Source organism: Streptomyces sp. NPDC049541 (genome assembly GCF_044465725.1).
Classification (GTDB): domain Bacteria; phylum Actinomycetota; class Actinomycetes; order Streptomycetales; family Streptomycetaceae; genus Streptomyces.
Map to the genome: position 1 here is coordinate 19,957 of NZ_JBITLY010000002.1, position 17,569 is coordinate 37,525.

Annotated in this window: 15 protein-coding genes and 1 pseudogene; 9 read left to right on the plus strand and 7 right to left on the minus strand. The window is 70.6% G+C overall.

Annotated features, from left to right (window positions below):
- Positions 1-258 precede the first annotated feature (258 nt).
- Positions 259-1,086 (plus strand): NAD-binding protein, encoded by an 828-nt coding sequence (locus ACIBW9_RS07295; RefSeq protein ID WP_398952180.1) that lies wholly within the window; start codon positions 259-261, stop codon positions 1,084-1,086.
- The gene (locus tag ACIBW9_RS07300; protein WP_398952182.1) at positions 1,044-2,114 is read left to right on the plus strand and encodes an NAD-binding protein; all 1,071 of its coding nucleotides are present in this window, start codon (positions 1,044-1,046) and stop codon (positions 2,112-2,114) included. The genes ACIBW9_RS07295 and ACIBW9_RS07300 overlap by 43 nt, the downstream gene beginning before the upstream one ends.
- Before the next feature lie 106 nt (positions 2,115-2,220).
- Here ACIBW9_RS07300 and ACIBW9_RS07305 read toward each other — a convergent pair whose 3' ends face one another.
- Positions 2,221-2,778 (minus strand): hypothetical protein, encoded by a 558-nt coding sequence (locus ACIBW9_RS07305; protein ID WP_398952183.1) that lies wholly within the window; start codon positions 2,776-2,778, stop codon positions 2,221-2,223.
- Positions 2,779-3,053: 275 nt separating this feature from the next.
- Between ACIBW9_RS07305 and ACIBW9_RS07310 the strand changes: the two genes are divergently transcribed.
- Entirely contained in the window at positions 3,054-4,895 is a 1,842-nt protein-coding gene (locus ACIBW9_RS07310) for an APC family permease (protein WP_398952185.1), read from the plus strand.
- Positions 4,896-5,118: 223 nt separating this feature from the next.
- Here the strand turns inward: ACIBW9_RS07310 and ACIBW9_RS07315 are convergent, their stop codons facing one another.
- Positions 5,119-5,421, minus strand: coding sequence for a GPR1/FUN34/YaaH family transporter (locus ACIBW9_RS07315; protein ID WP_398952187.1), 303 nt, complete (start codon positions 5,419-5,421; stop codon positions 5,119-5,121).
- A gap of 410 nt (positions 5,422-5,831) precedes the next feature.
- Here ACIBW9_RS07315 and ACIBW9_RS07320 point away from each other — a divergent pair, with 410 nt between their 5' ends.
- From ACIBW9_RS07320 to ACIBW9_RS07335, 4 genes are read left to right on the plus strand one after another with little or no spacing between them, the layout of a single operon-like run.
- Complete coding sequence (locus ACIBW9_RS07320) at positions 5,832-7,127, plus strand: extracellular solute-binding protein (protein WP_398952189.1); 1,296 nt, start codon at positions 5,832-5,834, stop codon at positions 7,125-7,127.
- A gap of 6 nt (positions 7,128-7,133) precedes the next feature.
- Complete coding sequence (locus ACIBW9_RS07325) at positions 7,134-8,141, plus strand: carbohydrate ABC transporter permease (RefSeq protein ID WP_398952191.1); 1,008 nt, start codon at positions 7,134-7,136, stop codon at positions 8,139-8,141.
- Positions 8,142-8,194: 53 nt separating this feature from the next.
- On the plus strand, positions 8,195-8,959 hold the full coding sequence (locus ACIBW9_RS07330) for a carbohydrate ABC transporter permease (protein ID WP_398953923.1): 765 nt from the start codon (positions 8,195-8,197) through the stop codon (positions 8,957-8,959).
- A 52-nt stretch (positions 8,960-9,011) separates the two neighbouring features.
- A complete protein-coding gene (locus ACIBW9_RS07335) occupies positions 9,012-10,064 on the plus strand; it encodes an endo-1,4-beta-xylanase (RefSeq protein WP_398952193.1) in 1,053 nt (350 codons plus the stop codon).
- A 301-nt stretch (positions 10,065-10,365) separates the two neighbouring features.
- Here ACIBW9_RS07335 and ACIBW9_RS07340 read toward each other — a convergent pair.
- The 3 genes and pseudogenes from ACIBW9_RS07340 to ACIBW9_RS07350 all read right to left on the minus strand — a co-directional run.
- Positions 10,366-10,559: pseudogene (locus ACIBW9_RS07340) on the minus strand (LacI family DNA-binding transcriptional regulator); the annotation flags it as partial.
- 141 nt (positions 10,560-10,700) lie between these two features.
- The gene (locus ACIBW9_RS07345; RefSeq protein WP_115913979.1) at positions 10,701-10,907 is read right to left on the minus strand and encodes a DUF5999 family protein; all 207 of its coding nucleotides are present in this window, start codon (positions 10,905-10,907) and stop codon (positions 10,701-10,703) included.
- Positions 10,908-11,292: 385 nt separating this feature from the next.
- On the minus strand, positions 11,293-11,877 hold the full coding sequence (locus ACIBW9_RS07350) for a hypothetical protein (protein WP_398952195.1): 585 nt from the start codon (positions 11,875-11,877) through the stop codon (positions 11,293-11,295).
- A 552-nt stretch (positions 11,878-12,429) separates the two neighbouring features.
- Between ACIBW9_RS07350 and ACIBW9_RS07355 the strand changes: the two genes are divergently transcribed.
- Positions 12,430-13,947: a glutamate-cysteine ligase family protein gene (locus ACIBW9_RS07355; RefSeq protein ID WP_398952197.1), complete on the plus strand. Its 1,518-nt coding sequence runs from the start codon at positions 12,430-12,432 to the stop codon at positions 13,945-13,947.
- Between the two features lie 12 nt (positions 13,948-13,959).
- Here the strand turns inward: ACIBW9_RS07355 and ACIBW9_RS07360 are convergent, their stop codons facing one another.
- A complete protein-coding gene (locus ACIBW9_RS07360) occupies positions 13,960-15,720 on the minus strand; it encodes a substrate-binding and VWA domain-containing protein (RefSeq protein WP_398952199.1) in 1,761 nt (586 codons plus the stop codon).
- A 107-nt stretch (positions 15,721-15,827) separates the two neighbouring features.
- On the opposite strand from ACIBW9_RS07360, the gene ACIBW9_RS07365 reads away from it, so the two are divergent.
- A complete protein-coding gene (locus tag ACIBW9_RS07365) occupies positions 15,828-16,628 on the plus strand; it encodes a CPBP family intramembrane glutamic endopeptidase (RefSeq protein ID WP_398952201.1) in 801 nt (266 codons plus the stop codon).
- A gap of 19 nt (positions 16,629-16,647) precedes the next feature.
- Here the strand turns inward: ACIBW9_RS07365 and ACIBW9_RS07370 are convergent, their stop codons facing one another.
- Positions 16,648-17,457, minus strand: a complete 810-nt coding sequence (locus ACIBW9_RS07370) for a PhzF family phenazine biosynthesis protein (RefSeq protein WP_398952203.1) — start codon at positions 17,455-17,457, stop codon at positions 16,648-16,650.
- Positions 17,458-17,569 lie beyond the last annotated feature (112 nt).

Consider the following 17,569-nt stretch of genomic DNA (forward strand, 5'->3'; position numbering starts at 1 on the left):
ACCAGACTTCCCGGCACACCGCTTTCACCCTATCCGTCCCCCGCACGTCAAGACAGTGCCCACGCTCTTGAAGTGCACCGAGGGGGGTGACCGGGCCGGTGCGGCGGGTCGGGGGGCCGATGGCATTGGCATGTTCTTGGCGAAATCTTGGGTCCTGGACGCCACCCCGCCGGAACTGCCCTCGCGAGCTGCGGCGTTCTGCCTGGTGTGACGTCGACTCCCCCTCTCCGCACACCACCCGGCCAGAGATCGCAGCACATGGTGATCTGCGGCGACGACGCTCTTGCGCACCGGCTCGCCGTCGAACTGGACGCCGTGTGCGGCGAGATCGTCACCGTCGTGCTGCCCTCCGCGAGCGACGAGCGCGGCGCGGAGATCGCGGCGCTGCACGACGACCCGCACTCCCCGGTCGAGCTGCACCTCTCCGTCCGCCCCGACGAGCGGGCCCTGCTGGCGGCGGGTGTCGAGCGGGCCGCCGCGCTCGCCCTGACCTACCGGGACGACCAGGTCAACATGACCGCGGCGCTGCTCGCCCGGACCATCAACCCCTCGGTGCGGCTGGTCATCCGCATGTTCGACCGCGAGCGCGGCCGCCATCTGGAGCGGCTGCTGGACCGGGCGGCGGGGCTGTGCGAGGACCCCGCCCAGGACACCTCCACCACGGTGCTCTCCGACGCCGACACCGCCGTACCGGAGCTGGTGGCGGCGGCCGCCGTCGGCCACGGGCACACCCTCCAGGTCGAGGGCAAGGTGTTCCGCGGTGTCGTACGGCCCGCGGGGTCCCCGTCGAACGTCACCGACCTGGCCACCCTGGCCGTCCTGTCCGGGGCCCACCAGGACGACCCGGCCAGCCAGGACAGCGCCGAGACGCCCGGTGAGGAGGGCACCCAGTTGCTGCCCGACAGCCGGACCGCCCACCACCGGCAGTCCACGCACGGCCGGCTGATGCTGGAGGAGGTCACCCACCACGCCTCCGAGGCGACCGCCCGCCCCCGGCGCCTGCATCCCCGGCGGTGGCTTCGGGCACGGCTCGCGCATCTGCCGTGTTCCTCTCGCACCAACTCGCCGCCGTCTACGGAGCGTTGACGGCGGTCGTCCTCGCGCTGGCGACCGCCACCGCGCTCTTCGCCGACGAGCATCCGTGGTGGAAGAACTTCTATCTGCCGCTGCTGGACATCTTCACCATGGGAGACCCGGCCACCGAGGAGTCGGTCGCCCGGCGGGTGCTCCAACTCCTGGCCGGCTTCGTGGGGTTGGCCGTCCTCCCGCTCGTGGTCGCCGCGACCATGAACGCCACCGAGGCCTTCCGCACCGCCTCGGCGAGCCATCCGCCCGACGACGGCGTGCACGGCCACATCGTGCTGGTCGGTCTGGGGATGGTCGGCACCCGGGTGCTGGACCGGCTGCGCGCCACCGACCACCAGGTGGTGGCCATCGAACGCGACCCGCGCGCCCGCGGCGTCCCCCTAGCCCGCCAACTCGGCATCCCGCTGATCCTGGACGACGCCACGGCCCCCGGTGTGCTCGAACTGGCCCGCGTCCGGCACAGCGGCTCGCTGCTCGTCCTCACCCGTGACGACGGCCAGAACCTCGACATCGTCATGGCCGTGCGCGAGACCAACCCCGCCGTGCGGGTGGTGACCCGCCTGTACGACGACGCCTTCGCGGCCACCGTCCAGCGCACCCTGCGCGCCTCCTACCCGGACGCCCTCACCCGGAGCAGAAGCGTTTCGGCGCTGGCTGCGCCCTCGTTCGCCGCCGCGATGATGGGGCGCCATGTGCTGGGGGTGATGCCGGTGGAGCGGGGCTCGCTGCTGTTCACCTGCGTGGACGTGGCCGGGCACCCCGAGCTGGAGGGACGCTCCGTCCACGAGGCGTTCCGGGAGAACGCATGGCGGGTGCTGGCCGTCGGGGCCGCCGCCGGGCCGCTTCCCGCGGCGGAGGCCGTGGACGGCCTCACCGGACCGCATCCCGGCCGGACGGGCTTCGACTGGCGTCCCGCGCAGGGACGGCTCCTGCGGGCGGGTGACCGCGTCGTCCTGGCGACGACGCGGCGCGGCCTGGACATCCTGATGACGGGGGTACGGCCGCATCCCGCGGACCGGCGGCGGTGATCCGGCCGAGCGCTGTGCGATGCGCCGGCTCTCGTGGAGGGCATCGCCACGGATGGTCGCGCTCCGCGGCGAAGCCGCACATCGACCCGACCCGCTCGGCACACCGTCACCTCAGGTCGGAGACCCTGAACACCCTCTCCGCCGTCTCGCGCTCCACCCGCTCCGAGATCCGCTCCAGTGCGGCGGGCCCGCACAGCAGGGTGCCGAGGGCCAGTGACGCGCGGGCGTCCTCGTGGAGCCGGTACCAGAGGTCGGGATTGTCCACCAGGACCTGGGGATCGAGCTCGACGCGCTCACCGAGGGCGTCCCGGAGCTCGAGCCGCCGGGTGATCCCGTCGAGGCAGCGCACCGAGACCAGCAGGTCGGTGCGGATCCTTCGGGTGCGCAGCAGCCGCCGTGAGGTCAGCCAGCCCTCGCCGGCGCGGATGCGGTCGGGGCAGAGCAGGAGGAAGAGCAGCACCGCGAGCGCGGACCACAGCGCGGCGCGCCCCAGGGACAGCGTGTCCGCACTCCAGTCGGTCAGGAGCAGCAGGCCGAGGAGTACGACGGCGCAGCGGCTCGCGCTGATCAGATCCCCTGTCCAGCGGCGATCGTGGAGCACGGCGCCGGACTCCGGTTCGGAGGCGCTCGATCCGTGTCCTCGCGCGTCGTCGTGGTGTCCCATACGCCTGACGGTAGGAGTCCCCGCCACGCGGAGGAACGGGTCTTGACGGGACGCATACGCCTCGCGGGCTTTCTTGACGGCCCAGCAACGTGAGTCTGCCGTGGCCCGGGTCACACCTGCATCAAGGAGGCGTCAAAGACGGTGTGTTCGCCGCGAAGAACGCGCAAGGGAGGCTCAGCGGCCGGCGCTCCGGGACACAGGCTTGGTGCATCGGAGGCGACGGTCGCGCACGGCCGTCCGCCCCGCCCGCAGGTCGCACCGAGGAGCACGCACCCATGTCCGTACTGACCACCGAATCCGGCGCCGTTCCCGCCGGTGAGGAGCCGCCCGATACCGGCGAGCGGCACCGGCTCACCGCCGTCACCGGCCTCGCCGCCCTCTCACTGGACGCCGTGGCTTCGGTGGCGTACGGGCCGGAGGCGATCGTGCTGGTGCTGGCCGCGGCGGGCGCCCACGGGCTGGGGTTCACCGTGCCGGTGACGCTGGCCATCGCGGGTCTGCTCGCGGTGCTGGTCGCCTCGTACCGGCAGGTGATCGCGGCCTTCCCGGACGGCGGTGGTTCGTACGGCGTCGCCAAGAGGCATCTGGGTGCGCGCACCAGCCTGGTGGCGGCGGCCTCGCTGGTCCTGGACTACGTGCTCAACGTCGCCGTCGCCGTCACAGCGGGAGTTGCGGCGCTGACGTCGGCCTTCCCCGCGCTGTACGGCGACCGGCTGTGGCTGTGCCTGCTGGTCCTCCTGCTCATCACCGCGGTCAACCTGCGTGGCATCGTCGAGTCCGCGAAGGCGTTCATCGTGCCGACCGTCGTGTTCGTCGGCTCGATCCTCGTGCTGATCGTCGTCGGCCTGTTCCGCTCCGGGCCGGTGAGCACGGCCGCCGCGGCCGGTCACGCCTCGGCTCTCGCCGACAACGGCACCACCGTGGGCGCCCTCCTGCTGCTGAAGGCCTTCGCTTCCGGTTGCAGCGCCCTGACCGGTGTCGAGGCCATCGCCAACGCCGTGCCCTCCTTCCGTGTCCCGCGCGTCAGGCGCGCCCAGCGGGCGGAGGTCGCCCTCGGCGCGGTACTCGGCCTGATGCTGATCGGGCTTGCGGCGCTGATCTCCCGCTTCCACCTCCAGCCGGTCGCGGGCGTCACCGTCCTCGCCCAGCTCGCGGACGCCTCGCTCGGCCACAACGGGGCGTTCTACGTCATCCAGTTCGCCACGATGATCCTGCTGGCGCTGTCCGCGAACACGTCGTTCGGCGGTCTGCCGGTGCTGCTGAAGCTGCTGGCCCGGGACAACTACGCGCCGCACGTCTTCGCGCTGCGGGCCGACCGCCAGGTGCACCGGCACGGCGTGCTGGCTCTGGCCGCCGTCTCCGGCGCGCTGCTGGTCTTCTCCGGCGGCGACACCAACACGCTGGTGCCGCTGTTCGCGATCGGCGTCTTCGTGGGCTTCACCGTCGCGCAGGTCGGCATGGTCCGGCACTGGCGGCTGGAGCGCGGGCCGGGCCGGCGGGGCAAGGCGCTGCTCAACGGGTTCGGCGCCGTCCTCACCGGCCTCGCCGCGGTCGTCGTCACGGCGTCGAAGTTCGAGGAGGGCGCCTGGCTGATCGTGATCGCCCTGCCCCTGCTGGTCGCGGCCTTCGAGACCGTGCACCGCGCCTACGCCCGCATCGGCGAGCGGCTCGGCCTCGGCCGCATCCCCGAGCACCCGCACCGCGACCGATCGGTCGTGATCGTGCCGGTGTCCTCCCTCTCCCGTCTCACCTCGGAGGCCCTGACGGCGGCGGCCTCCCTCGGCGACGAGGTCCGCGCGGTCACCGTCTGCTACCCCGACCCCGAGGACCGGGCGCAGTTGCACGCCCTGGAGCGGGCCTGGGCGCAGTGGGACCCTGGCGTGCCCCTGGTCCGGCTGACCTGCGGGCGGCGCAGTCTGGGCCGCCCCATCGCCGCCTACGTCCGCGAGGTGTCGGCGGCGGAGCCGGCCACGCGGGTCACCGTGCTGATCCCGGAGGCGGAGCCCGAGCGGCTGTGGCAGCGGCTGCTGCAGAACCAGCGGGGCGCGGTCGTCGCCCATGCCGTGCGCAAGGAGACCGACGCGGTGATCTGCCGTCTGCGCTTCCGCCTGTTCTGACCGGCGTGGGCTGCGACCCGGGCGTTCGCACGGCCGCAAGGGTCCCGTCACACCCAGTACCGACTGATCCTTTGTGGCAGCGGCTGCTGCAGAACCAGCGGGGCGCGGTCGTCGCCCATGCCGTGCGCAAGGAGACCGACGCGGTGATCTGCCGTCTGCGCTTCCGCCTGTTCTGACCGGCGTGGGCTGCGACCCGGGCGTTCGCACGGCCGCAAGGGTCCCGTCACACCCAGTACCGACTGATCCTTTCCGGCGCCATGAACCGCTCCGGCGACCACCCCCGCCGACGGCAGCCGATCGCGGATGTCGCGGTGGAGACCGGCAGGGTGCCCGCGACGAACTTCGCGTAGGCCGCGTACGCCAGCCAGAAGGAGTCGAAGGAGGCGCATGCGGGGGCGGCGAAGGTGCTGCCCTTGCGGAACTCCTCCATGCCGGCGAGCAGCTGGGCGAGCCCGCCGTAGAAGAGGGCGAGGGGAAGGATCACGGCGGCCGGCTGCTTGTCGGTGATCAGGTCCGCGTTGAACACTCGGCGACGGGTTCCGGGTTCGAGGTGGGTGTGCTCATCTTTCGCTTCCCCTGTGATATGGATCACAGGGACGCGTGATCAGTAGCGCCTCGCGATTACCCCTTCGGTGGTCGGTGGACGCATGTATTCAGGAACGGCCCGCACCGCGCGCTGAACGGTCCCGGTTGCTTCGTAAGGTTCGCCGTGCGCGCCGAATGTTTCGTGCCTCCTGGGCACGGAGCGCATGCGGCGGAGATCAATGCAGCGCAGTGTCAAAGGACTTGCCCGCAGATTCACCGCGTACAAGGGGTTGCCACCGTTTGGGAGCTGTCTCTAGGGTGCGGCAACAACGCAGCTTTCTGGATCATCTCCGAAACTTTCGGTCCCAGCGGACGGTCGTGGACGCGCCGTCCCTACCCAAGGAGCGCATGATGGGCGACCGGGCACTGTCCCGCCGCGGCTTCCTGGCGGCCTCCGCCGCGGCCGGTCTGGGCATGACGGCACTGAGCGGATGCGGCGGAGACTCGGACGGAGGGTCGTCGGACGGGACGACCACCATCGAGTGGTGGAACATCTCCACCACCGAGCCGGCGAAGACCGTCTGGGCCGCTCTGGCCAAGAAGTTCGAGGCCCAGAACCCCAAGGTCAAGGTGAAGATCGTCCAACTGGAGAACGACGCATACAAGTCGAAGATGACGGCGCTGACCGCCTCCGGGAAGCTCCCCGACATCTTCCACACCTGGGGCGGCGGCGTCCTCAAGCAGCAGGTCGACGCCGGGCTCGTCGAGGACCTCACCGACAAGACCAAGCCCTGGGCCGACGGCATGCTGCCGGTCGCCAAGAAGCCGTACATCCTCGACGACAAGACGTACGCGATCCCGTTCGACATCGGCATGGTCGGCTTCTGGTACAACAAGGCGCTCTTCAAGCAGGCAGGCATCAGCACGCCTCCGACCACCTGGAGCGGCTTCCTCGACGCGGTGCGCAAGCTGAAGGACAAGGGCATCACGCCGCTCGCCCTCGCGGGCAAGGAGAAGTGGCCCGGCATGTACTACTGGGCCTATCTCTCGATGCGCACCGCCGGCATCGACGCGCTGCAGAAGGCCAGCGACACCAAGGACTTCACCGGGCCGGGGTTCGTCCAGGCGGGGCAGCACCTGAAGGACCTGGTCCAACTCCAGCCGTTCCAGAAGGGGTTCCTCGGCGCGGCCTACTCCACGCCCACCGGAGAGGCCGCGACCGTCGGCAACGGCAAGGCGGCCATGGAGCTGATGGGCCAGTGGGCCCCGAGCGTGCAGGCGGACCAGGGCAAGGGACTCGGCAAGGACCTCGGCTTCTTCCCGTTCCCCGCGGTCGAGGGCGGAAAGGGCACCATCACCGAGGTGTTCGGCGGGGGCGGCGGACACGCCCTGCGCAAGGGCGCACCGCAGGCGGCCGTCGACTTCCTGAAGTTCTTCGCCTCCAACGCCACCGACATCGAACTGGTCAAGAAGACCAACACCATCCCGGTCGTCCCGGCTGCGGAGAGCGCCCTGTCCGACCCCAACATCAAGGCCGTGGAGGCGCAGTTGAAGTCCGCCACCGGCTTCCAGCTCTTCCTCGACCAGGCGTACGCCCCCGCCGTCGGCCAGGAGGTCAACGACAGCGTCGCCGCGCTCATCGCGGGCTCCAAGTCCCCCGAGCAGGTCACGCAGTCGATCACGAAGACCGCGAAGGAAGAGCAGTAACCGGCGATGACCTCCACGTCCTCCACGTTCCTTCCGGACAAGCGGAGCGGACCGAGCGTCGAACTCCCGCCTCCCGCCGCGGACTTCGCGCGGGGGCGGGCCCGGCGGCGCCTGCTCAACTGGCTGACCGCGGTCGGCTTCCAGGTGCCCGCCCTGGTGCTGTTCATCGGGCTGGTCCTGCTGCCCATGCTGTTCGCCCTGTACACGGCCTTCTTCCGGTGGGGCGGCTTCGGAATGCCCTCCGACTACGCGGGCACGGACAACTTCACCCGGCTCTTCCAGGACGACGTCTTCCTGGGCGACCTGTGGCGCTGCCTGCTCCTGGTTGTGCTGTCGCTCGCGCTGCAGCTGCCGTTCGCGCTCGCCATGGCCGTGGCGCTCAACCAGCGGCTGCGCGGCCGGGCCGTGTACCGGATGCTGTTCTTCGCGCCCTACGTCCTGTCCGAGGCCATCACCGGCGTGCTGTTCAGCATGGTCTTCGCGCCGGGCGACGGACTCGCCGACCACGTCCTGGGCGCCGTGGGCCTCGACGGCCTCGGCGGGGAGTGGTTCGCCGATCCCTCCTACGTCATGGCGACCCTGTTCCTGGTCATGACCTGGAAGTACTTCGGCTTCCACATGATGCTCTACCTGGCCGGACTCCAGTCCATCCCGGCGGAGTTGACGGAGGCGGCGCTGATCGACGGCGCCGGGCCCTGGCAGCGGTTCCGCAACGTCACCCTGCCGCTGCTCGCGCCCACCCTGCGCATCAGCGTCTTCCTCTCCGTCATCGGGGCCATCCAGCTCTTCGACCTGGTGTGGGTGATCACCCAGGGCGGCCCCGACCACCACTCCGAGACGATGGCCGTGACCATGTTCCAGTACGGCTTCAAGCGCTATCAGGTCGGCTACGCCAGCGCGATCAGCGTGGTCATGTTCGGCATCTGCCTCGTCTTCGCCCTCGGCTACCAGCGGTTCGTGCTCCGCCGCGACCTGGAAGGGGCCACCACGAACATGAGGGGAGACGGCAGGTGAAGACCCTGCGCAAGCTGCCGCTGCACGTCGTCCTGGTCGCCGTCGGCGCGGTGATGGTCGTACCTCTGCTGTACGCCGTGCTGTCCGGCTTCAAATCGACCGCCGAGCTGTCCCGCAACCCGTTCGGGCTGCCCGAGCACTGGCTGACCGGCAACTACACCGACATCCTCGGCGGCGGTGACTTCTGGCGGCTGCTGGGCAACAGCACCCTGGTCGCGGTGGCGACGACGCTGCTGGTGGTCACGGTGTCCGCGCTCGCGGCCTTCTCCTTCGCGCGGTTCGCCTTCCGCGGCCGGGAGGTGCTGTTCACCCTCTTCACGATGGGGCTGATGTTCCCCTTCGCGGTGGCCGCCCTGCCGCTGTTCCTCCTCCTGCGTTATCTCGGCCTGCTGGACAACCCGCTCGGTGTGATCCTCCCGCAGGCGGCCTTCGCGCTGCCGATGACGATCATCATCCTGCGCGGCTTCTTCCGGCAGATCCCGGGCGAGCTGGAGGAGGCGGCCACCCTCGACGGGTGCAGTGCCTTCGGGTTCTTCTGGCGGGTGCTGCTGCCGATGGCACGGCCGGCGCTCGGCACGGTCTCGGTCCTCGCCGTGGTCGCCAGCTGGAACAACTTCATGCTGCCGCTGCTGGTGTTCACCGACTCCAAGTGGTGGACGCTGCCCCTCGGCGTCGCGCAGTTCCAGGGGCAGTACTCGTCGGAGTACGCGCGCGTCTTCGCCTACCTCGTCCTCGCGATGGTTCCCGCCCTCGCCTTCTACTCGGTCGCCGAGCGGCAGCTCGTCGGCGGCCTCACCGCCGGTGCCACCAAGGGATGAGGCGCACCGGCGTCCGTACGGCCCCGCACCCCACACCGTGAGGAGTCGCACCATGCGCAAGACCACCCGTCTCAGACTCGCCGGCGGCCTCGCCGCCGTCCTGGTCGCCGCCGGGATCGCCACCGGCCCCGCGGCCCAGGCGAGCCCCAAGCAGCCGACGCTCGCGGAACTGGCCCAGCGCCACGGCCGCTACTTCGGCAGCGCCACCGACAACCCCGAGCTCACCGACACCGCCTACACGGCCCTGCTCGGCAGCGAGTTCGACATGATCACCCCCGGCAACGGCATGAAGTGGTACGCCACCGAGCCCCAGCAGGGCGTCTTCGACTGGACGAACGGCGACCAGATCGTCGACCTGGCCCGCAAGAACCACCAGCGGGTCCGCGCCCACACCCTGGTCTGGCACAGCCAGCTGCCCGACTGGCTCACCGGCCGCCAATGGACCGCGGACGAGCTCAGGGCCGTACTGAAGAAGCACATCCAGACGGAGGTACGGCACTACCGCGGCAAGGTCTACTCCTGGGACGTCGTCAACGAGGCGTTCAACGAGGACGGCACCTACCGCGAGACCCTCTGGTACAAGACGCTCGGCCCCGGCTACATCGCCGACGCCCTGCGCTGGGCCCACCAGGCCGACCCGCACGCCAAGCTCTACCTCAACGACTACAACATCGAGGCGGTCGGCCCGAAGAGCGACGCCTACTACCAGCTGGCGAAGGACCTCAAGGCCCGGAAGGTCCCGCTCGACGGCATCGGACTCCAGGCCCATCTGGCCCTCCAGTACGGCTATCCGACGACCCTGGAGGACAACCTGCGCCGCTTCTCGCGGCTCGGCCTCGACACCGCGCTCACCGAGGTCGACGTACGGATGATCCTGCCCGCGACCGACGAGAAGCTGACGCAGCAGGCCCAGTGGTACCGGGACCTGACCGAGGCGTGCCTCGCGGTGCGGCGGTGCGTGGGCATCACCGTGTGGGACTACACCGACAAGTACTCCTGGATCCCGGCGTTCTTCCCCGGTGAGGGCGCCGCGCTGCCGTGGGACGAGCAACTGCAGCCCAAGCCCGCGTACTTCGCGATCAGAGGGGCGCTGGGCGGCAAGTAGAGACCGCCCCGGCGGTGCAGTGGGGAGCACCGCCGGGGTCCGGCACCCCCGGCTCAGGGCGCCGGGGGTGCCGTGCTCGACCGCACCACCAGCGCCACCTGTGGTGAGCCCCGGGCTGTTCACCGCGGGCCGGGCACAGCACCGTGCCGACGGCCGGCTTGCCCATGCCGGCCAGCGGCGGGGCCGACCACCGCACCTCCGGGCGGTCGTCGACGTCGGCGTTTCGGGCAGGGCGAGGAGTGCGTTGCAGCCGCACCACCAGCGCCACTACGGTGCCGACCCCGCCGCGTGCGCGGCCGACGGCGCGCCTGCGGTGGCCGTGCCGCAGCAGCAGATCCTCGAACGGGCGCGGGTCCGCGGCGAGACGTCGGAGCGGCCGTCGACGACCCGGGACACGGTCGGCAACGAGACCCCGGCCCGTCGGGCGATCTCCGTGATCGTGACCCTGCCGCGAACCTCGATCGGTGCCTCGGTCCTGGCCTCGTCCGTCGTCAATTCCCCACTCCGTCGACGTGACCGGCACACGCCACTACGCGCAGTGATCGCCCCCGCACATGCGTCGGGGCCGGTTCGCAGGGTGTCCTTGCGACCGGCCCCTCAGGTCTCCGGGCGGTGTGGCGCGCCGCCCGGTGCCGCTCAGGCGGCCGTCATCACCTGGCCGGCGCCCAGCGGGCGGTGCGGCGCGATGATCTGGCCGTCGGGCAGGAGCTCACCGGTGTCCTCGAAGAGCAGAACGCCGTTGCACAGCAGGCTCCATCCCTGCTCCGGGTGGTGCGCCACGAGTCGGGCGGATTCCCGGTCGGCGGAGTGGGCTGTCGGACACGGTGGCTGGTGCTGGCACATTGATGGGATCTTTCGCTCTGTCGTGATGGGTGAAATGGCTGTCTTGTCTGTCCCGCGGCTTGAAGCTCCGTTCATGGCCGCCCCCCGTAGTGATAAGTCGGTCCAGTCCCAGTGTTGCCCCACGGACGTCGATCCGCAGGGATTTCGCAGCACCGCTTCTCACAGGTTGAGGACGCATTCCCCGTGCGGACGGTTCAGCCCAACCGTACTGTCACTTCGGGTGGTTCTCGGTGGCCGGATGGGGCTAGTCCTTCCAGGTCAAGCACCCTGTGGGGCTCTTACGAGCAATTGACTGCTCGTAAGAGCGAATCTCCGGACGGAAAAGCGTCGTACCCCGCCCCGGAATTCCGGGGCGGGGTACGAAAGGTGTGGCGACAAGAGGCGGTCAGGCGGGCGAGCCCAAGAGCGGGACGGGAGTCGCCCGATGGGTCAGCACCGGGAGCAGTTCGGCGACGCGGTGCGGGCGGTGGGCGGCGATGCCGGGCGGCGCCGGCGCCAGCGGCACCAGCAGATCCGTGGCGGCGGGGTGGCCGGTGGCGCCGTCCGCGGTGCAGTCGCCGTGCAGCCACAGGGTGAGCATGTACAGGCTCGGTACCGACAGAAGGCGTGGCTGGTAGGCCTGGCTCATCGTCTCGGCCTGGCGCAGGGCGCGCTCGGTGGAGGCGATGTAGGGGCCCTCGAAGAAGTGCGAGAAGGCCCAGCCGTCGGGGGTCAGCATGGTGTCGGCGGCGGCCACCGAGCGCTCGCCGCAGCGGATCAGGAAGCGCCACCCGGCCAGCCTGGTGGCGGACACGCCCGCGGGGCTGAGTTCGTCCAGTACGTGTACGGGCAGCGGGAGTTCGGGGGTGGCGGGGCCCTGGGAGCGCAGCAGGGAGGGAGTTCGGGCCTCGCGGACCGCGGTGGGGGAACCGAGCGCGGTCAGGACGGTACGAAGGGCGGGCGCGGGAGCCGGGGGGACATGCAGCGGCATGGTGGGTCGCCTCTCATTCGACAGGCACGGTGGCGCGAGGGCGGGGGCGGACGGCGCTGTCTGCTCACGTGGCCAGAGGGGCGGGGGCCGGGGCGTGGGAACGAGGAGTGTGGCTGAGGCCTGCCGCACGTCACCTCGACGGCAGGTTCCATGACCGCGGGCGCCGACCCTCTGTCTTGTTCGCGGAGTTTATACGACATGTGTTCAGACCGTGTTTCGTCTAGCCGTTTCCGGTGCACTCGGCAAGGGCATATCCGGTCGGCGATACGTAGGAATCATCCCGATTCCGGTCCCGCCCTACGCCGATGACCTCGTGAAATAGCCGGGGAGCGGTCGGCCAATTCTCGTCGGCGTTTTTCACGAGTTCGTCGCCGGCCCGAAACTGCGCTGTGCCCCATGCCCGGTGAATGTGCCAACGGTCACGCGCATCAGAGTAGCGGGCGACGTCCGTCCGCGGGGACGTTATCGATCGCCGAGGCGGGGCATCATCCCACGTGACCCCGACACCGGGCGGCCGGTCCTTCGGGCCGCCCACGCGAGGAGGGACGTTCGATGGGGGAGAAGGTCGTGGCAGGCCGGTTCGACCTGTCCGATCGGCAGCACTACCGCGACAAGCTCCGCAGGTGTCTGACGGGGCTGGAGCGACTCCTGGACGAGAAGCGGTTCGATCGCCCGAAGAACCTCATGGGGCTGGAGATCGAACTGAATCTCGCCGGTGGTGACGGCATGCCGAAAATGCTCAATGCACAGGTTCTGGAGCGGATCGCAAGCCGTGATTTCCAAACAGAACTCGCCATGTTCAATCTGGAAGTCAACATTGCCCCACATCGATTGGGTGGCCGGGTATTCGACCGGCTCGCCGAGGAACTCACGACCTCGCTGGCATATGCCCACCGAAAAGCGGGTGAACTCGACGCGGGAATCGTGATGATCGGCATTCTGCCGACCCTCGACCGGGACGACCTGGTCTCCTCCAACCTCTCCGACGTGGACCGCTACGCGCTGCTCAACGACCAGATCGTGGCCGCCCGAGGCGAGGACTTCGTCCTCGACATCGACGGCGTGGAGCGCCTCACCTGCACCTCGAAGTCGATAGCACCAGAGGCCGCCTGCACCTCCGTACAACTGCACCTCCAGGTCACTCCGGGCCGCTTCGCCGACGTCTGGAACGCCGCGCAGGCCGTCGCCGCCGCGCAGATCGCCGTGGGCGCCAACTCGCCCTTCCTGTTCGGCCGTGAACTGTGGCGCGAGTCCAGGCCCCCGCTGTTCCAGCAGTCCACCGACACCCGGCCGCCGGAGCTGCAGGCGCAGGGCGTGCGCCCGCGCACCTGGTTCGGGGAGCGCTGGATCTCCTCGGCGTACGACCTGTTCGAGGAGAACGTGCGGTTCTTCCCGGCCCTGCTGCCGATCTCGGACGAGGAGGACCCGCTGCGGGTCCTCGACGAAGGCGGCGTCCCCAAACTCGCCGAACTCGTCCTGCACAACGGCACGGTGTACCGCTGGAACCGCCCGGTCTACGGCATCGCCGACGGCGTCCCGCATCTGCGCGTCGAGAACCGCGTCCTGCCCGCCGGGCCCACCGTCACCGACGTCATCGCCAACGCGGCCTTCTACTACGGTCTCGTGCGCGCCCTCGCCGAGGAGTCGCGGCCCGTGTGGACCCGGCTGCCCTTCGAGGCGGCCGCCGCGAACTTCGACGCAGCCTGCAAGCATGGCATCGACGCGCGCCTGGAGTGGCCGCGGCGGGGCCGGTACGGCGGCACCGTGCAGGTCGACGCGGTGAGCCTGGTACGCGACGAACTGCTGCCGCTCGCCGAGGCGGGGCTGGACGCGTGGGGGGTCGAACCCGCCGACCGCGACCTCTACTTGGGCGTCATCGACGAGCGCTGCCGACGCCGGGTGAACGGTGCGACGTGGCAGGCGGCGACGTTCCACCGGGCCCTGGAGGCCGGGTTGTCGCGGGATGCCGCGCTGGCGGCGACGACTCGGAGGTACAGCGAGCTGATGCGGGTGGGGGAGCCGGTGCACACCTGGCCCGTCGGGCTGCCGGAGCCCGTGCCGCTCGGCTAGCTCTTCGGGGCGCTAGTCGTCCCCCCTGGAACCTGCTGCGACGATCGCCTTCAGCATCACCGACTGGATCTGGGACGGGTTGCTCACCGACTGGCCCGAGCCGCCTGTCGCCTCTGCTATCTGTTCGGCCTCCTGGCGGTCCGCGTCGGGGCCCACCGCGATCATGATGAGGGGTACCGGGCGGGCGGGGTCGGTGAGTTTCTGCAGCTGGGTGATGAGTGCGGAGCGGGAGATGCTGCCCGGGTCCTGGTTGACGCCGTCGGTCAGGACGACCAGTGCGTTGAACTTTCCCATGGCGTAGGACGAGGTCGCCGCCCTGTAGGCGGCGAGCGTGGTGTCGTAGAGCCCGGTCGCCCCGTGCGGGACCGGCTCGAGGGCGTTGAAGGCCGCCGAGAGGCGGTCGCGCTGGGTTCCGTCGCCCTTCTGGTCGCCCAGGCGCTCGGTCGGCACCAGGACGCGGTAGTCCCTGGCGCCGTCCAGCTTCGTGGAGAACTCCCACAGGCCGATCTCGTCCTCGGGCGTGAAGGTGGCCAGGGCCCGCAGCAGCGAGCCCTTGGTGACGTCCATGCGGGACTGCCCGGTTCCCGGCACCGGCTGCGCCATGGACGAGGAGGCGTCCACGACCGTGGTGAGCCGGGCGCTCTGCACGGTGATCGTCCAGGTACCGAGGGTCTCCTGGAGAGCCGCGGCCGAGGCCGGCTGGGGCGTGGGCTCGGTGTACGGCTGGGGGCTGCTGCCGCCCGCCTCGGCGACCACCGCCTCGGGCGCCTCCTCGTCGGAGGTGCGGAAGCCGTACTTCTGCAGCAGCCGCAGCTGCGCCGGCTGCCGCAGGTAGTTGACGAACCGCAGCGCGGCCCGGCTCTCGTCGGTCGTCAGCTCGTCGACCGTCGCGAACGGGTAGTCGAGCCGCGGCGAGCCGTCCTTCGGGTAGAACATGTCCAGGCTGCCGCCGCCGGCCGCGGAGTTGTAGGCGTACGCCGCCTGCTCGGACAGCACCAGCGCCTGGTTGCGCTTCGGGTTGCCCAGCTCGGTGCCCGAGGTGTCGCGGGGCAGGGTGTCCACGACCTGGCTGTCGCTGTCCGAGGTGCGCTGCGACAGCGTCTTCATCATGGCTGCCGCCTGGGTGTCGCCACCCTTGATTCCGGCGGCGGCCGTGCTGAGCTGGGTGAGCGCGAGCAGCCCGGTGGCGCTGCGCGCGGGGTCGGCCGCGCCCAGCCTGAGCGACTTGTCCTGCAGGGCGGCGCCGACCAGGTCGACCCAGCTGTACGTCTTCTTCGGCCACCCCAGCGACTTGGCGGCCGCCGGCATCATGGCCACCCCGATCGGCGTCGAGGCGACCGCGCCCACCGGAGTCACGTCGATCGGGCCGTTGTCCGCCGTGATCCGGTCGATCCACAGCTGAGAGTCCGGCACCCACAGCTGCGCGTCCGGCTTCTTGCCCGCGGCGATCGCGTCCGCGACCTTGTACGAGTCGCGCGCGGTCACCGTGACGGCGAGACAGCGTCCGTCGGAGGTGATGTCGCTGCGCCGGGCCTGCTCGGCCGCGTCCGTGAGGGCAGGGGCGATGTCGGGCGAGGCGGTGAGCTTCAGGCGCACCGGGTTGTCCTGGCAGGAAGAGCCGAACGACAGCAGGCCGCTCTTGACCGCGCCCGCAGTGCCGCCGGCGACGGCGAGGACGAGCACCGTGGCCACCGCCACCGTGCGGCGCCGCGCCCGTGGACGGGGGTCGCTGCCGCCCGCCCCATACTGATCGGGCAAGCTGTGACGTCCCATGACGGTGGTGCCCCTCCCTGGCCCAGCGCACGATCCTCGTAAGTTCTTTCGAGACCTTAGCGGGGTGGCGGTGGGGATGAGGCTGGATTACTCAACTGGAGGCAGGTGTGCAGGCAGAGGCGGGCCCGGTGGCCGATTCCTTTCCGCCGGAACGGCCCTCGCGACGGATCCTCCGTGACGAGACGCTGCTCGTTCTGGGGCTTTCGCTCGGTGCGAGTGGTGTGTCCGCCCTGATCAGCTTTGTCGGATCGGTCACGAAACCAGGAGGGCTCAAGGAACAGGCGGCCACCCTCAACGCCTCGGCCGCGCCGGGCCGCCCCTGGCTGGATCTGGCCTGGCAGCTGTTCGGGATCGCCACGGCCCTGGTGCCCGTCGCGCTCGTCGCACACCTCCTGCTGCGCGAGGGCAAGGGCCTGCGCACCCTCGGCTTCGACCGCACCCGGCCGTGGCCCGACCTCGGCCGGGGCGCCGGCGTCGCGGCGGTGATCGGCAGCACCGGAATCGCCTTCTACCTGGCCGCACGCGGGTTCGGCGCCAACCTCACGGTGGTGCCGGAGGCGCTGCCCGACGTGTGGTGGAAGTACCCCGTGCTGGTCCTCTCGGCGATGCAGAACGCGATCCTCGAAGAGGTCATCGTCGTCGGCTATCTGCTGCGCCGGCTCGGACAGTTGGGCTGGACACCGGGGACCGCGCTGGTGGCCAGTTCCGTACTGCGCGGCTCGTACCACCTCTACCAGGGCATCGGCGGCTTCGTCGGCAACATGGTGATGGGTGTGGTGTTCGTGTACCTGTACCGGCGCTGGGGGCGCGTCGGCCCCCTGGTGGTGGCGCATTCCCTGCTCGACATCGGGGCGTTCGTGGGGTACGCGCTGCTGGCCGGGAAGGTGGGCTGGCTGCCGACGGCCTGAGCGCCGGCAGCCCGGCACGCTAGGCGAGCAGCTCGCCCTCGATCACCGTGACCGCGCGTCCGCTCAGCAGTGTGCGGTCGCCGCGCAGCTGTGTGTGGACACGGCCGGAGCGGGGCGAGGCCTGCAGGCCGGTGAGGTCGGTGCGGCCGAGCCGCTCGGACCAGAAGGGCGCGAGGGCGGTGTGGGCGCTTCCGGTGACCGGGTCCTCGTCGATGCCGGCGTTCGGGAAGAAGCAGCGGGAGACGAAGTCGTAGCCCCGGGTGAGGTCCTCGGCGCGGGCGGTGGCGATGATGCCGCGCTCGGAGTAGGCGCCGAGTGCCTTGTGGTCCGGGGTGAGGGCGTGGACCGTCTTCTCTGCGGCGAGTTCGAGGAGCAGGTCGCCGACGTTCGGGCCGGTGTCGAAGGCGGCGCGCGGCTCCGCGCCCAGCGCTTCGGCGACGCCGTCCGGGACCTCGACCGGTGTGAGCGGCGCCGTCGGGAAGTCCAGGGTGATCGAGCCGTCCTCCCGGGGTGTGGCGACGAGGACGCCGCTGCGGGTGGCGAACCGCACCGTGCCCTCGTGAGCGCCGGTCGTGTGCAGCACATGGGCGGTGGCCAGCGTCGCGTGCCCGCACATGTTGACCTCGGTCGCGGGCGTGAACCAGCGCAGCGCCCAGTCGGCGTCCCCGCCCTCGGGCAGCCGGTGTGCGAACGCGGTCTCGGCGTGGTTGACCTCCAGGGCGATCTTCTGGAGCCGGTCGTCGTCGGGGAAGTCGTCGAGGAGCAGGACGCCGGCGGGGTTGCCGGCGAAGGGGCGGTCGGTGAAGGCGTCGACGATTCGGATTCGCATGGCTTCGACGCTAGGGCGGAGTGGAGTCTTCCACCAAGGCCAATTCGGGGCCGGTGGACCGATTTCCGGGCCGCGTGCCTTAGCGAAGCGGCCCTCGGCTGACACCCTGTCG